We start from the raw sequence: 14417 nt of genomic DNA, 5'->3' as shown, positions 1-14417 counted from the left end.
GCTACAGCTTCCTAAGTCACAAGAAAAATGACTGTAAAAACCACAATCCTTTCGGAAAATATTCTTAAATTTGCCTTGTGAATACAAACAAGACATATTATTACGGAATTATTAACTCAGAATTGGGATAAGGATTTCTTGTATATATAACTAAAACCTCGTCCTTTGGGCGGGGTTTTTTATTTTTAAAATTTAAACAAATGAAAATAAGTATCATTGGTGTAGGATTAATCGGCGGATCAATCGCTTTAAAATTAAAACAGAAAAAAACAGCAGATTTCATTTATGGAATCGACAACAATACAGAAAATCTTAATGAAGCTTTTGCCTTAAATATCATTAATGAAAAAGCAGATTTAAAAACTGGAGTTCAAAATTCAGATTTGGTTATCATTGCCATCCCTGTAGATTCGGCGAGGAAAATTCTTCCTGAAGTTTTAGATTTAATTTCAGATCAGCAAACTGTGATGGATGTGGGTTCTACAAAATCAGGAATTGTAAATGCTGTAAAAAACCATCCAAAAAGATCAAGATTTGTCGCTTTTCACCCGATGTGGGGAACGGAAAATCATGGTCCAAAATCGGCAGTTGCTGAAAGTTTTTCAGGAAAAGCCGGAGTGATCTGCAATCGTGAAGAATCTGCAGAAAACGCTTTAGAATTGGTAGAAAGCGTGGTAAAAAGTCTTGATATGCATTTAATTTACATGAATGCGGAAGATCATGACATTCACACTGCGTATATTTCGCATATTTCACATATTACTTCTTACGCTTTAGCCAATACAGTTTTGGAAAAGGAGAAAGAAGAAGACACTATTTTTCAGTTGGCGAGTTCAGGTTTCTCGAGTACGGTTCGTTTGGCAAAATCTCATCCTGAAATGTGGGTTCCGATTTTTAAACAAAACAAAGAAAATGTTTTGGATGTTTTGAATGAACATATCTCTCAGCTTAGAAAATTCAAATCTGCTTTAGAAAAAGATAATTTTGAATACTTGGAAGAACTGATTACCAACGCCAATAAAATACGCGGAATTCTGAACAAATAAGAAATTTTTTAAACGCAAAGATCTTATCTTAAGCTTAAAATTTAGGCAGCAAAGATGAATCAACAAATTGATTTGATGAAGCTTTGTTTTCAAGCTTTGCGAAGCAAATTTTATTTGTCTTTGCTGTCTGAAATATTACGAACACAAAAATAAAATCTTTGCGTTAAATTCTACAAGTTAAAACCTCTACCGCTGTACAAATTTTCAATCAAACTTCCATAATTTGGAAGTTTTTTTATTTTTTAACTCAAATAAAATTTAACTTTATTAAAATTTATTTTAACTTTATTAAAAATAATATTACATTTGTAAAAACAAAAGTCAATGAAACTTCCTATAATTTGTCCGAGTTGCGATCATACACTCAATGTAAGTCAGATGAAATGTCCCGATTGTGGAACCAATGTAAACGGCGATTATGAACTTCCCGTTTTTCTAAAACTCAACAGAGATGAACAGGATTTTATCTTAAACTTTTTTCTTTCCAGCGGAAGCATTAAAGAAATGGCAAAACAGGCTGAGCTTTCTTATCCTACCATGAGAAATAAAATGGATGATCTTATCCAGAAAATCAATCAACTAAAAAAATAATCCATTTATGAACTGGAAAACTATTTTTAATCCTTTTTTAAAGTTTGATGAAAAGAAGCTTCTGATAGCCGGAATACTCGTTTTCGTCCTCAATATTTTTAGTTGTTATTATGTAGATTTTGCCAACGACAGTATTTTTCATTATTCAAACCTAGATGAAGACCAAGGAATTTGGGATATATTAAAAATCAACAGTTTAAGTTATATTTTAGCAGTTGTTATTCTTTTTATTTTAGCTAAAATCTTAAATGGAAAAACAAGATTTATTGATATTTTAAACACTGTATTCATTTCTCAAATACCGTTAATGGTAATGATTCCCGTAAACGGATTACCATTTTATAAAAAAGCAGTAGACCATCTTTCTGAAAACATCAATACTCCTCAAAACATCCCGGTTGGAGATATGGCGATGGTGACAGTTTGGGGATTTGTAAGTTTAATTCTTCTTGTTTACAGTATTGTACTTTACTACAATGGCTTTAAAACCGCAACCAATATCAAAAAATGGCAACACATTGTGCTATTTGCATTTGTATCACTCGTAATCACAATTGTAAGCCAGGTTATATTTTAATCTAAAATTTTAAAAATATGAAAACCAAACTATTATTAGTGCTGATTCTATTAGCACAGACTTTTTACGCCCAAGAAATAACAGGTTCCTGGAAAGGAGAACTCGATCTTGGCGGAATGACTCTTCCATTAATTCTTGACGTAAAAAAAGAAAACAATATCTACGTTTCTACAGCCAAAAGCCCGAAACAAAGCGATCAAATTATTAGCGTTGATAAAACTGAATTCAGCAATAATGAATTGGTTTTTGAAATGAAAGCTTTGAATGCATCCTACAAAGGGCAATATAAAACAGATCATTTTGAAGGAACTTTTACGCAAAATTCGAGATCTTTTCCTCTTAGTCTTTATAAAAATGACGGAAAAGAAAAACCCAATCCGAAAGATGAAAAAATAAAAGGAATCAGTAAAAATGGGATTAATACAGCTAAAATTGATGATTTCTTAAACTACATCAGCCAAAACAAACAGGGAATAGGAAGTATTACTATTTTCCAAAACGGAAAAGAAATTTACCAAAAAAATTTCGGTCAAGATCAGTTATCTAATGTAAAATGGGATAAGAATACAGGATATCAGATTGGGTCTATCAGTAAATTAATTACTGCTGTTATGCTGATGCAATTGGAAGAAAAAGGAAAGTTGAAACTGGATGAAAAACTTTCAAAATATTATCCCGATGTTCCCAATGCCAATAAAATTACTTTAGAAAACCTAATGAACCATACAAGCGGATTGGGCGATTATGCAGGATCGTGGTTGTTTGGAAAAACAGTGGGCGACAAAGCTATTTTAGATACTATCAAAAAACATGGTGTAGAATTTCAGCCCGGAGAAAAAGAGAGATATTCAAATTCAGGATACTATCTTTTAAGCAGAATTTTAGAGAAAGTTGCTAAGAAACCATACAATGTTTTACTGAAAGAAAATATTACGAGTAAAGCGAATATGAAGAATACGTTCTCGGTTTTAGACAATCAAAAAAACATCTTCAAATCGTATGAAAATACAACCGGAAAATGGATGGAAGTAGAAGATTTTGATTTCCGTAACTGTATTGGTTTGGGTGACATTACTTCTACAACCTATGATATGAATTTATTCATCAACGCTTTATTTGATTATAAATTCGTAAAAAAAGAAACATTAGACAAGATGCTTCCTAAATCAGGAAAACCTTTTGGATTAGGTGTAATGGCGGTTCCTTTTTACAATAAAGTTTCTTTCGGACATGGTGGCGACACTGCAGGAACTCACTCGCTTGTTTCTTACAGCCCAACCGAAAAATATTCGATTGCGACCATTATTAACGGTGAAAAATTAGCGCACGGAAAAATATTTTTAGGAATCGTAAATCTTGTTTACGATCAGGAATATGAATATCCAAAATTTACAGAATCGAAAAAAATCTCTGAAAAAGAACTGCAAAAATATGAAGAAACATATTATTCTAAAGACCTTAAAGCAGATTTTAAGATCTTCATAAAAGACGAAAATCTTTTTGCTCAGTTAGCAGATCAGCCTTCATTTCCGTTAGAATATGTTGAGGGAAACAAATTTAAACATGATAATGCTGGTGTAGAAATAATTTTCTCTCCGGAAAAGAAACAATTAAACCTTATACAAAACGGTAATAACCTTGTTTTTGACAAGAAGTAAATGTATTATAAAAAAGATGCGGGCGTTTCATTGAAAACGTCCGTATCTTTTAACGAAAACGTGCGTACCTTTTAATCAAAAGATGCGCACGTTTTTATAATAAACCGCTTATGTTTTATTTTAACATTCCGGAACATTCACCGCAATTGCCAAACCTCCTTCTGAAGTTTCTTTAAATCGATCATTCATCGACAAAGCAGTTTCCCACATCGTCTGAATAACCTCATCCAAAGTTACTTTGGCTTTTGTAGGATCACTTTCTAAAGCAATATTTGCTGCAGTGATCGCCTTGATTGCTCCCATCGTATTTCTTTCAATACAAGGAATCTGCACCAAACCTTTAATCGGATCACAGGTTAAACCTAAATGATGTTCCATTGCGATTTCTGCCGCCATTAAAACCTGACCTACAGTTCCGCCTAAAATTTCCGTTAAACCAGCTGCAGCCATTGCTGAAGAAACTCCGATTTCCGCCTGACAGCCACCCATTGCCGCAGAAATGGTTGCATTTTTCTTAAATAAAGTTCCTATTTCTCCTGCAACCAAAATAAATCTTGCAATATCATCTTCACTTACAGCATCTGTAAAAGCCTGAGCATACATTAAAACTGCAGGAATTACCCCACTCGCTCCATTTGTTGGCGCCGTGATAATTCTTCCAAAGCTTGCATTCTCTTCGTTTACCGCCAAAGCAAAACACGCAATCCATTTATTGATGTTGGTGAAATTTTCTTCCGCATCTACAACCTGCTGAAACCACTCGTCTTTATTTTTATAAATTTTATCGCCTAAAAGTTTTCTGTTGATCCCTGCTGCACGGCGGGTAACATTCAGTCCGCCCGGTAAAACACCTTCTTTATTAACTCCTTTATAGATGCATTCTTTAATCTGATCCCAGATATAAAGCGCCTCTTTTCTTGTTTCCTCCTGCGTTCTCCAGCTTTCTTCATTAATTAAAATTAAATCTGAAATTTTATCGAAGCCTAACTTCTCACAATATTTTACAATATCCGAACCGTGATGACAAGGATAGATGGTACGAACACACTGTTTCTCGATCGAGTTTTTCTCCTGACTCATGATAAACCCTCCACCTACAGAATAAAAATCCTGAACAAGCTCTGTTCCGTCTTCAAAGATGGCTTTAAAAATCATTCCATTAGGATGATAATCAAGAGTCTGAGACATATTCAATACCAAATGATGTCCGTAAACGAATGGAATTTCTTTTTCTCCACCCAAATTAATGATTTGAGATTCTTTAATTGTATCTACAATTTTATCAATTTTTGTAGTATCGATGGTTTTAAAATCTTCTCCATTTAAACCCAACATTCCGGCAATATCGGTTCCGTGACCGATTCCCGTTTTTGCCAATGAGCCAAAAAATTCAAGAAAAACTTCTTTTACCTCAGCAATTGACCTTTCTCTTTTTATGATTCTGATAAATGCCGAAGCTGCATTCCACGGTCCCATTGTATGCGAACTTGAAGGACCTATTCCTACTTTAATAATCTCAAAAACCGATATTGATTCCATAAATTAAATTCCAATTTCATGAAAAGCAAATATACATTGAAAATACCTTAGAATGGAAACAATAATTGAGCATTATGTAAAGGTATATTAGTGAAGCTCCGTAGGAGCGGAACCTTTGTAGAAAATAGTCGTATGTAAATGAAAAAAGCGCTCCGTAGGAGTGCAACCTGACCCTATTATTTTAAACTTTTTATTTAACTACAAAAGAGACAAAAGATTTAAATATTTCTATTTAAAGTTAATAAAAACAAAAGCACACAAAAACCTTTAAAACTTTGGTTTTTTTTATTCTTTTGAGAACTTTGATTATCTAGTTATAACTCTATGATTTTCTTTTGTTACTTGTGTGGTTAAATTTCAAATTAGTTTAAACAAACTTTTACTCTAAAAATTAACTATTTTTTCTATCATTTTTAGTTTGTTGTAATTATTTAGATTTAATCAATTAAAAACATCATTATAAACCTGCGTTATCTGCTCAATCTGCGAGAGAAAAATCAAATTCATTTTACCATTTCAGACTTTCGCTATGCTGAGAAATGTCAAGTCCCTGCTCTTCCGAATCTTCCTTTACTCTTAACGTAATAATTCTATCAGTAATTTTGTATAAAAGCATTGACCCGAAAAATGCAAAAAGAGAAACCAAGATCAGCGCCATCATGTGATGTGCAAAAACTCCAAACCCTCCGTGAAGAAGACTTGCATTTTCACCGTGAGCAAAAATTGCCGTAAGAATCATTCCCATAATCCCTCCTACTCCATGACAGGCAAAAACATCCAGCGTATCATCAATCTTTTTTAAAGCTTTCCAGTTGACCATCAAATTAGAAACAATCGCAGAAATAAAACCAATAAAAATACTTTCCTGAATAGAAACAAAACCACATCCCGGAGTAATCGCCACCAAACCGACAACCGCACCAATGCAAGCTCCCAAAGCAGAAACTTTTCGCCCATTAATTCTATCAAAGAAAATCCAGGTCATCATCGCCGAAGCCGAAGCGATCGTAGTTGTTCCAAAAGCGATTGCCGCTGTTGCATTGGCGCTTAAAGCTGAACCAGCATTAAAACCAAACCATCCAAACCAAAGCATTCCTGTTCCGAGAATAACATAAGGAATATTCGATGGTTCGTGATGTGGATTTTTTCTTCTTCCTAAAACAATGGCACCCGCCAAAGCTGCAAAACCAGCACTCATGTGAACAACCGTTCCGCCAGCAAAATCTTTAATTCCGAAAAATTTATTTAAAAGACCATCCGGATGCCAAACCATGTGGCAAAGCGGTGTATAAATAAAAAGACTGAACAAAACCATGAAAACCAAATACGAAATAAACCGAACCCTTTCAGCAAACGATCCTGTAATTAAAGCTGGAGTAATGACCGCAAATTTCATCTGAAAAAGCGCAAACAAAACAAACGGAATGGTTGAAGCCATCGTTTTGTGAGGATAAATGCTTACATGATTAAAAAACGGATAGGTAAAAGGATTTCCGATTATTCCATAATGAACGCCATCGATCTCAAAGCCGATAGATTCGCCAAAAGAAAGGGAAAAACCAACGACAATCCATAGAATAGAAATTACTCCCAAAGCAATAAAGCTTTGTAACATCGTAGAAATTACATTTTTCTTACCGACCATTCCGCCATAGAAAAATGATAAACCGGGAGTCATCAGCAAAACCAAACCTGCCGCAGCGAGAATCCAGGCTACATCTGAACCTACAATTTCTTTTTCACTCAGAAAATTTCCGGTGTTGGGAATATCTACATCTGGTCTGAAGAATAATCCACCAATTGCTACAATGCAAATGATAACAAATGAAACTTTCCATTTTAATCCTACTTTCATAAGAGTTTTATTTTTTAGTGTTTTTAAATTACCAAAACAGCAATTTTATTGATTTTTTTATTTTTAACCCTGTCAAAATTAAAAATAAATTTCACAAAAACATATATTTAAAACAACAACCCCTATAAATTTAATAGTATTTTAAAATTAAATGAAAATTTTATTCAAAAGCAATGAAACTTCTTTGTATTTCGTTGCAGGAAAAAGATGAGTTCCACCTTTAATAATATAATCAGGTTTTGAGTTTTTAATCGGAAAAACAATATCACGGTCGCCCATAATTTGAATGATGTTATTTTTCTGCTCAAACTTCCATTCAGAAATACGCTGAACAGACCATTTCAGATAATAAGGATCGGTAACTCTAAAATATTGATTAACCTTAGGATTTTTAGGATCAAAGAATTTTCTGAAAACAGAATAAGTTTCTAAAGTCTTAGGATTGAAAAGGTTCACAGGAAGATATTTAGGAATTTTTGTAAGCTCTCCCATCTTTATCAACCTTGATTTTTCCTTATCAGATTTAATACTTCCTAAAATCACCACTTTTTCTGCAGCTTTTAAAAGATTAATTTCCTGAACCAAAATTCCCCCAAAAGAATATCCCAAAAGATAAAAAGGCTCGGAAGCATCGATCTTATCGCCCATTCTTTCAACATAAGAACTGAAAGGTTCGTCATTTTCAGGAATCAACCAATCGATAAAAACCACTTCATGCTCTTTTGGAAACTGCAACCGCTCCAAAACTTTAAAATCGGCACCAAGACCGCTTATTACATATATTTTCACCTAAATATTTTTTAATTTAAACAATTACTCAACTATTCATGAGTAATTGAGTAAGCTAAAATAAAAAAAGGACCGCTTATTTAAAAGCAGTCCTTTCTATTTTATTATAAATTTAACCTTACAAAGGTCTTTCGTTATCAACTTTTTGTGTAGAAAGCTTAAACTGAATATCCATTTCGTCTTTGATGAAATAGTCTTTCAAAGAATTCTGGTAGAAAATTTTGAAATCTTTTCTGTTTAAAGAGAATTTAGAAGATTCAATTTCTACTGTAAACTGCGTAATGTGTGCATTTGCAGGGAAAGAAATTGTTTTTCTGATATTCTTGATCGTAATATCACCTACAATGGTAGAATTATACTCGCTGTTTGCAAGAGGGATGATTTTCTTTAAATGAAACTTTGCGGTAGGGAATTTTTTAACTTCGAAGAAATTGGTTCCTTTCAGTTCGTTAGTCAGTTTTACCTGATCGTCACCAGAAACATCTGCAACCACAAGACTTCTCATATCGATTACAAACTCACCGTCTACCAAAACCGTTTTATCGAAATTAAACTTACCACTTTTCAGTTTTAGACTTCCGTAGTGAGACGAAGCTTTAGTTTTTACCACTTTATGTCCCCACCATTTGATCTCGGATGTTATTACTTTCGAAACCTTATCTCCCTTTTTCTGAGCAAAAACTAATGATATGCTTGCACACATCATAACAAACAATAGTAATCTTTTCATTATATTTTATTTACAATTCAACAAAAATAAAAAAAAGTGTAGAACTTCTACACTTTTAATAATATTTTTTTAAATAAATTATTTCGCACTCACCTTAACGGTCATATCTATCTCATCTTTCACAAAAACATCCTTCATTGAAGATTTGTAAGCAACATCAAATTTTTGTCTGTCGAAAGAGAATTTATTTGATGTTAAAGTAACCACTCCGTCTTTCACTGTAACGTTTGCAGGGAAAGAAACGGGGTTTGTTTTTCCTTTTACTGTAAGATCACCTGTAACTGTACGGTTGTACGTTTTATCGTTGTTTTTCTTTACTGAAGTAATTTTGAAAGCTGCAGTCGGGAATTTTTCAACTTCGAAGAAATCTCCGTTTTTAAGGTGACCGTTTAATTTACCTTGCATTTCTCCCGAAACATCAGTTGCGTTGATAGAATTCATATCTAAAACGAAAGAACCACCAGTAATTTCGTTTCCTTTCATTACAATGTTTCCTGATTTTACAGTAATAGTACCGTCGTGAGAACTTGCCTGAGATTTAGCAACTTTATAACCCCACCAGTGAACATCAGAGCTTACTACTTTTTTTGCCTGCCCGAAAGCTAATCCACTAGCTAAAACTGCCAATAAGAATATTTTTTTCATTGTAAATTTTTAAATGTTTATTAACGCTGCAAATGTAATTATCTTATTTAATAATTCATCTTGATGTACATCAATAAAAATCTTTTTTTGACATGAATAAAATCAGGCATAAAAAAACTCCGAATTTCTTCGGAGCTTATTACATTTATTCTGTAAAATAGGCGGTGTAAAGTGCCGCACCATTAATACTTGTACTGTCTGTATTGACCACATAAATTGGAATGTTCTTCAACATATCTTCCATTTTATCACTGATCTTGAATTTTTCGTAGAATTTATCTTTGTCGATATATTCTCTGATGATCTGCGGAATATCTCCGGCAATCAACAATCCACCTGTAGCTTTCAGCTTTAATGTAAGGTTGTTGGCTTCTCTTGCCAAAAACTCTAGGAAAGTGTCTAAAGCAATTCTACAAATCAACGCATCTTCATGCATTGCTGCTTTGTAGATTTCTTCTGTAAAGTTTCCATTTGCCAAACGCTCAGAAAGCCATTCCGGTTCAGGATGTCTTTTTACATCTCTCAAAAATCGGTAGATATTAAATAAACCTGTTTTTGAAAGTACATTTTCCCAGCTTACAATTCCGTAGATATTATTTAAAAACTGATAAAATTCTACCTCTACATTCGTTCTCGGTGAAAACTCTGAATGCCCTCCTTCCGTTGCAAAAGGTCTTAAATATTTTCCGTCGAAGAAATATCCTGCTTCTCCCAAACCATTTCCAGGTGCAAGAATGGCAACATTTCCTTTTTCAAGATGACCACTTGTGTAGATTGCATCCAAATCAGAATCATCCAAAAGACCAATTCCATAAGCAGAAGCTTCTTGGTCATTCAGCATATCAACTTTTTCAAAACCAAATTTGCTGCGATATTCTTCTACATCTAAGCTCCAGTTTAAACGTGCAGGGTGACTTTTACCATCTAGTACAGGTCCCGGAACCGAAATTCCAAGGCGCTGAACATTTTCTAGCTGAGAATCCTGAATAAACTTTGAAAGAACATCTGAAAAAGATGAATATTCTTTGGTAAGATAATTATTTTTAAATTTAAGTTCTATCCCGGAATTTCCTGAAGTATAATACGCAATCGTAGTTACATCTTCTCTCAAATTGGCTCCGATAATAGAAATATTATCATTATTGGTATTTTTTACCCCCGGTAAATAGAGAGGAAATTTTGGATTTAAATTCATAATCGCAAATTTTATCAAATATAATAATTGTTTTGGTATTTTTTGTATGGGAACAAAAAACCTTTTCAAAAACTCGAAAAGGTTTGGTTAATAACTGATTATATTTATATTATTATTTTCCTAAAGGAATATTGTACGAAAATCCTACTCCAATGCTTCCCACATTATAGTCCTGAGAAGCCGGTGATACGATATCTCCGTTGCTTCCTGCAAAAACTTTTTGGTATTGTACGTAGAAATTCCAGTCTCTGTTGTGATACCCGATTTCAGGTTTTAGATAGAAACCTCCATCTGGTCTGTTTACGGTAGAATTGGTTGCAACTTTATCATCTCCAACCAAAAATCCGTACCCTAAATCGGCTCCGAAATAAAATCCTGTCTGTTTAGGATACACTCTGAAAAGTGCTGCCACAGGAATTACCCCAACATCATTATTATTATATCCGTTGTTATCTTTTCCAAAATAATGAGTATAACCTGTTGCTATACCTAAACCAAAACCTGGAGTGATTAGATTTTGATATGCCACATCTACACCTACTGCTGCAGAAACGTTATCTGAAGGAACAGCGATACCTGCTGTAGCTCCTACTTTAATCATATTATTCATCTGAGCACTTTGCGCACTTACTAAACCTGCAGTTAAAATTCCAGCTGCTAAAATGGTTTGCTTAAACATTTTCATAACTCTGATTTTTTTAAATTTTACTACAAGGGCAGATGTAAAAATCATGCCAAAATAATTCACACTTCTTAACACCAAAGCCTAAATATTTTGTAAAATAATGAAAATCAATTATTTAAAATTACAAATATTTAAATAGTTGTTTAACTTTACATGAAGGTAAATAATAAATCAATATTAATATTTGTTTATACAGTTTAACCTCATGTTTATTTCATCATCAAAAAACAAAATCACAATTATGGCTGCTTCATTTATCAATAATAAACATCTTCTTTGGCGTGCTGGTTTCGGACCTGAGATTGAACAGGTAAATGATTTGAAAAATAAAGACATCAAGATTATTTTGAAGGAAGTTTTTAATGAAGAAACCTTCTCTCCTATTGTTTATGAAACTCCCGATATTGAACCCATTGAATACACTGATCCAAAAGCAACAGCCGAACAGAAAAGAGAAATTCAAAAAATAAATCAGAAGCAAAACACCGAACTAAATCTTAATTTTCTAAAAAAAATGACCGATAGCAAAGAACAGCTCAGAGAGAAAATGGCTTTTTTCTGGCACGGACATTTTGCTACGAGAATCAATAATCCGAAATTCAATCAACAGCTTTTGAATACAATACGGGAAAAATCTTTGGGGAATTTTAAAAATTTACTGTTTGAAGTGAGCCGTTCTCCTGCAATGCTTAGTTTTTTAAATAATCAACAAAATAAAAAAGATCATCCTAATGAAAATTTCGCCCGTGAAGTGATGGAACTATTCACAATGGGTCGTGGAAATTATACCGAAAAAGATATTCGGGAAGCCGCAAGAGCTTTTACAGGATGGGGGTATGATAAAGAAGGAAATTTTAATGAAAGAAAAAAACTTCATGACACCGGCACAAAAACTTTTCTTGGAAAAACCGGAAACTTTACCGGAGACGATATTTTAAATATCATTTTAGAGCAAAAATCTACTGCAGAGTTTATTACAACAAAAATCTACACGTTTTTCGTCAACGAAAAGCCCGATTCCAGCAGGATTAAAAATCTAAGTGAAGATTTTTATCAATCCGGGTATGACATCAAAAAACTGATGTCTGAGATCTTTTCAAGCTCATGGTTTTATGACAAAAAAAATATTGGTAACCGTATAAAATCTCCCACAGAATTATTTGCTGGAATGATGAGAATGCTTCCAATGAATATTCAAAATCCTGAAAATATCACAGTGTACCAAAAACTTTTAGGTCAAATGCTTCTTTATCCGCCCAATGTTGCAGGTTGGCCCAATGGAAAATCGTGGATTGACAGTTCTACTTTAATGTTGAGACTTCAGATTCCGCAAATCTGGTCGGGTTTGCGCCCTATGGAATATTCGGCAAGAGAAGATGATGATATGGATATGGGAATGAAATCACGTGAAGCTTTAAATAAAAGCTTCAAAAACCCGAATATCATTATCGACTGGAATAAAGTTGACCAAGCTTTAACACAGAAAAAAGCAGAAGATTATCTGATCGTTAATTCAGAATCATTGGATATGGATATTGTAAATCAATTTTCAGATAAGAGTATTAAAATGAATGTGATTAATCTGATGTCTACACCGGAATATCAGTTAATGTAGTTTTTAGGTCGCAGGTTGCAGATTTTAGCTTACAGTTAAAATGCAACTTTAAAACCTGCAACCTAATACCTTTAACCTAAAACCTAAATTTATGATTATAAAGAGAAGAGAGTTCTTAAAGATAAGTTCATTGGCAACGGCTTCACTACTGATTCCGAATTTTTTGCAGTCGATGACTTTAGATAATGCTTTGAATCCAAGTCAGAAGATATTGATCGTTTTACAATTTACAGGTGGTAATGATGGTTTAAACACGATCATTCCGACAAAAAACGACATTTATTTTAAAGAAAGAAATACGATTGCGATCAAAGATTCATTAGCTTTAAATGATGAAACGGGGATCAATCCTTCATTATCATATTTTAAAGAATTATTTGAAAACGGTGAACTATCCCTGATGAATAATGTAGGTTACCCAAATCCTGATAAATCACATTTCCGAAGCATGGATATTTGGCATTCTGCAAGTAAAAGCAATGAGTTTCTGGAAACAGGATGGCTCGGAAGATTTCTGGATGAAGAATGTTATAAATGCGAACATCCAACACAGGCTTTGGAAGTTGATGACATGCTGAGTCTGGCTTTAAAAGGAGAAAATAATAAAGCTTTTGCGTTTAAAGATCCTAAAAAACTGTATCAAACCAGTCAGGAAAAATATTTTAAATCATTGTACAATAATGACCATCATCACGATGACGAAACCGTTTCTTATTTATACAAAACTTTAGGCTCTACGATCAATAACGCTGATTATATTTTTGAAAAAAGCAAAGCAAAAAAATCGACTCAGGAATATCCGAATTCTAAATTGGGAAAAGACTTTAAAACGGTGGCTTCATTAATAAAATCTGACATTAATACGCAGGTTTATTATCTTTCTATCGGAAGCTTTGATACGCACGTCAATCAAAATGAGAGACAGCAAAAGCTGTTTGGAGAAATCAATGATGCTGTAAAATCTTTTGTTTCTGATATGAAATCTAACGGATTGTTTAATGACATTTTACTCATGACTTTTTCCGAATTCGGGAGACGTGTTGCCCAAAATGCAAGCAAAGGAACTGATCACGGAACTGCCAATCAAATGTTTTTTATCAGCGGCGGATTAAAAAAGAAAGGAATTCTGAATGCCCTTCCCGATTTACAAAATCTTAATGAAGGAGATTTAATTTACACTGAAGATTTCCGAAAAGTCTACGCAACAGTTCTTAAAAACTGGCTGAATGCAGATTCGTCAAAAGTGTTGGGCTGGAAGAACGGCATTTATGATTTTATATAAAAAAAACCTTACGGTTTAGTAAGGTTTATATTTTCTAATGTGGTGAAGGAATTGATTTTACATCTTTTTCTTCTTTGTTTTTATCGAGTTTCTCGGTAACTTTTTTAATGATAAATTCTATAACAATCGGCACAACAAGTGCCACGACAGCTTTTAATATTCTGGATTTCATAATAATTTTATTTTCGTAATCAAATTACAACTTTCAAG

General features: G+C 33.4%; 14 protein-coding genes. 6 read left to right on the top strand and 8 right to left on the bottom strand.

Going from position 1 to position 14417, the window contains the following annotated elements; all coding sequences use genetic code 11:
- Positions 1-200: 200 nt before the first annotated feature.
- The 4 genes from OEW74_RS04445 to OEW74_RS04430 all read left to right on the top strand — a co-directional run bounded on the left by OEW74_RS04445 (position 201) and on the right by OEW74_RS04430 (position 3872).
- Positions 201-1046 carry a prephenate dehydrogenase gene (locus OEW74_RS04445; RefSeq protein WP_265427352.1) on the top strand — a complete coding sequence of 282 codons (846 nt, stop codon included), beginning with the start codon at positions 201-203 and terminating at the stop codon, positions 1044-1046.
- 324 nt (positions 1047-1370) lie between these two features.
- On the top strand, positions 1371-1637 hold the full coding sequence (locus tag OEW74_RS04440) for a DUF2089 family protein (RefSeq protein WP_265427351.1): 267 nt from the start codon (positions 1371-1373) through the stop codon (positions 1635-1637).
- Between the two features lie 7 nt (positions 1638-1644).
- Entirely contained in the window at positions 1645-2214 is a 570-nt protein-coding gene (locus tag OEW74_RS04435; protein WP_265427350.1) for a YIP1 family protein, read from the top strand.
- A gap of 17 nt (positions 2215-2231) precedes the next feature.
- Positions 2232-3872 carry a serine hydrolase domain-containing protein gene (locus OEW74_RS04430; protein ID WP_265427349.1) on the top strand — a complete coding sequence of 547 codons (1641 nt, stop codon included), beginning with the start codon at positions 2232-2234 and terminating at the stop codon, positions 3870-3872.
- Between the two features lie 120 nt (positions 3873-3992).
- Here OEW74_RS04430 and OEW74_RS04425 read toward each other — a convergent pair whose 3' ends face one another.
- The 7 genes from OEW74_RS04425 to OEW74_RS04395 all read right to left on the bottom strand — a co-directional run bounded on the left by OEW74_RS04425 (position 3993) and on the right by OEW74_RS04395 (position 11310).
- Positions 3993-5411 carry an L-serine ammonia-lyase gene (locus OEW74_RS04425; protein WP_265427348.1) on the bottom strand — a complete coding sequence of 473 codons (1419 nt, stop codon included), beginning with the start codon at positions 5409-5411 and terminating at the stop codon, positions 3993-3995.
- Positions 5412-5919: 508 nt separating this feature from the next.
- Positions 5920-7266, bottom strand: coding sequence for an ammonium transporter (locus tag OEW74_RS04420; RefSeq protein WP_265427347.1), 1347 nt, complete (start codon positions 7264-7266; stop codon positions 5920-5922).
- Between the two features lie 147 nt (positions 7267-7413).
- Positions 7414-8055: an alpha/beta hydrolase gene (locus OEW74_RS04415; protein WP_265427346.1), complete on the bottom strand. Its 642-nt coding sequence runs from the start codon at positions 8053-8055 to the stop codon at positions 7414-7416.
- 118 nt (positions 8056-8173) lie between these two features.
- A complete protein-coding gene (locus OEW74_RS04410) occupies positions 8174-8785 on the bottom strand; it encodes a YceI family protein (protein WP_265427345.1) in 612 nt (203 codons plus the stop codon).
- A 78-nt stretch (positions 8786-8863) separates the two neighbouring features.
- Positions 8864-9430 carry a YceI family protein gene (locus tag OEW74_RS04405; protein WP_265427344.1) on the bottom strand — a complete coding sequence of 189 codons (567 nt, stop codon included), beginning with the start codon at positions 9428-9430 and terminating at the stop codon, positions 8864-8866.
- Positions 9431-9575: 145 nt separating this feature from the next.
- The gene (locus tag OEW74_RS04400) at positions 9576-10625 is read right to left on the bottom strand and encodes a glucokinase (protein ID WP_265427343.1); all 1050 of its coding nucleotides are present in this window, start codon (positions 10623-10625) and stop codon (positions 9576-9578) included.
- A 112-nt stretch (positions 10626-10737) separates the two neighbouring features.
- Positions 10738-11310, bottom strand: a complete 573-nt coding sequence (locus OEW74_RS04395; protein ID WP_265427342.1) for a hypothetical protein — start codon at positions 11308-11310, stop codon at positions 10738-10740.
- Between the two features lie 241 nt (positions 11311-11551).
- Between OEW74_RS04395 and OEW74_RS04390 the strand changes: the two genes are divergently transcribed.
- Positions 11552-12925 (top strand): DUF1800 domain-containing protein, encoded by a 1374-nt coding sequence (locus OEW74_RS04390; protein ID WP_265427341.1) that lies wholly within the window; start codon positions 11552-11554, stop codon positions 12923-12925.
- A gap of 91 nt (positions 12926-13016) precedes the next feature.
- Positions 13017-14207, top strand: a complete 1191-nt coding sequence (locus OEW74_RS04385; protein ID WP_265427340.1) for a DUF1501 domain-containing protein — start codon at positions 13017-13019, stop codon at positions 14205-14207.
- A gap of 34 nt (positions 14208-14241) precedes the next feature.
- On the opposite strand, the gene OEW74_RS04380 is transcribed toward OEW74_RS04385, so the two are convergent.
- Complete coding sequence (locus OEW74_RS04380) at positions 14242-14379, bottom strand: hypothetical protein (protein ID WP_167494292.1); 138 nt, start codon at positions 14377-14379, stop codon at positions 14242-14244.
- Positions 14380-14417 lie beyond the last annotated feature (38 nt).

It is taken from the genome of Chryseobacterium sp. YIM B08800 (assembly GCF_026163565.1).
Taxonomy (GTDB): Bacteria; Bacteroidota; Bacteroidia; order Flavobacteriales; family Weeksellaceae; genus Chryseobacterium.
The sequence above is the reverse complement of the archived record's forward strand: the minus strand, read 5'-3'. Positions and strand labels throughout refer to the sequence as shown.

Bases quoted from the DNA above. Each gene is read 5' to 3' on its own strand.
- OEW74_RS04445 (WP_265427352.1), top strand. From the start codon at position 201: ATGAAAATAAGTATCATTGGTGTAGGATTAATCGGCGGATCAATCGCT.
- OEW74_RS04440 (WP_265427351.1), top strand. From the start codon at position 1,371: ATGAAACTTCCTATAATTTGTCCGAGTTGCGATCATACACTCAATGTA.
- OEW74_RS04435 (WP_265427350.1), top strand. From the start codon at position 1,645: ATGAACTGGAAAACTATTTTTAATCCTTTTTTAAAGTTTGATGAAAAG.
- OEW74_RS04430 (WP_265427349.1), top strand. From the start codon at position 2,232: ATGAAAACCAAACTATTATTAGTGCTGATTCTATTAGCACAGACTTTT.
- OEW74_RS04425 (WP_265427348.1), bottom strand. From the start codon at position 5,411: ATGGAATCAATATCGGTTTTTGAGATTATTAAAGTAGGAATAGGTCCT.
- OEW74_RS04420 (WP_265427347.1), bottom strand. From the start codon at position 7,266: ATGAAAGTAGGATTAAAATGGAAAGTTTCATTTGTTATCATTTGCATT.
- OEW74_RS04410 (WP_265427345.1), bottom strand. From the start codon at position 8,785: ATGAAAAGATTACTATTGTTTGTTATGATGTGTGCAAGCATATCATTA.
- OEW74_RS04405 (WP_265427344.1), bottom strand. From the start codon at position 9,430: ATGAAAAAAATATTCTTATTGGCAGTTTTAGCTAGTGGATTAGCTTTC.
- OEW74_RS04400 (WP_265427343.1), bottom strand. From the start codon at position 10,625: ATGAATTTAAATCCAAAATTTCCTCTCTATTTACCGGGGGTAAAAAAT.
- OEW74_RS04395 (WP_265427342.1), bottom strand. From the start codon at position 11,310: ATGAAAATGTTTAAGCAAACCATTTTAGCAGCTGGAATTTTAACTGCA.
- OEW74_RS04390 (WP_265427341.1), top strand. From the start codon at position 11,552: ATGGCTGCTTCATTTATCAATAATAAACATCTTCTTTGGCGTGCTGGT.
- OEW74_RS04385 (WP_265427340.1), top strand. From the start codon at position 13,017: ATGATTATAAAGAGAAGAGAGTTCTTAAAGATAAGTTCATTGGCAACG.
- OEW74_RS04380 (WP_167494292.1), bottom strand. From the start codon at position 14,379: ATGAAATCCAGAATATTAAAAGCTGTCGTGGCACTTGTTGTGCCGATT.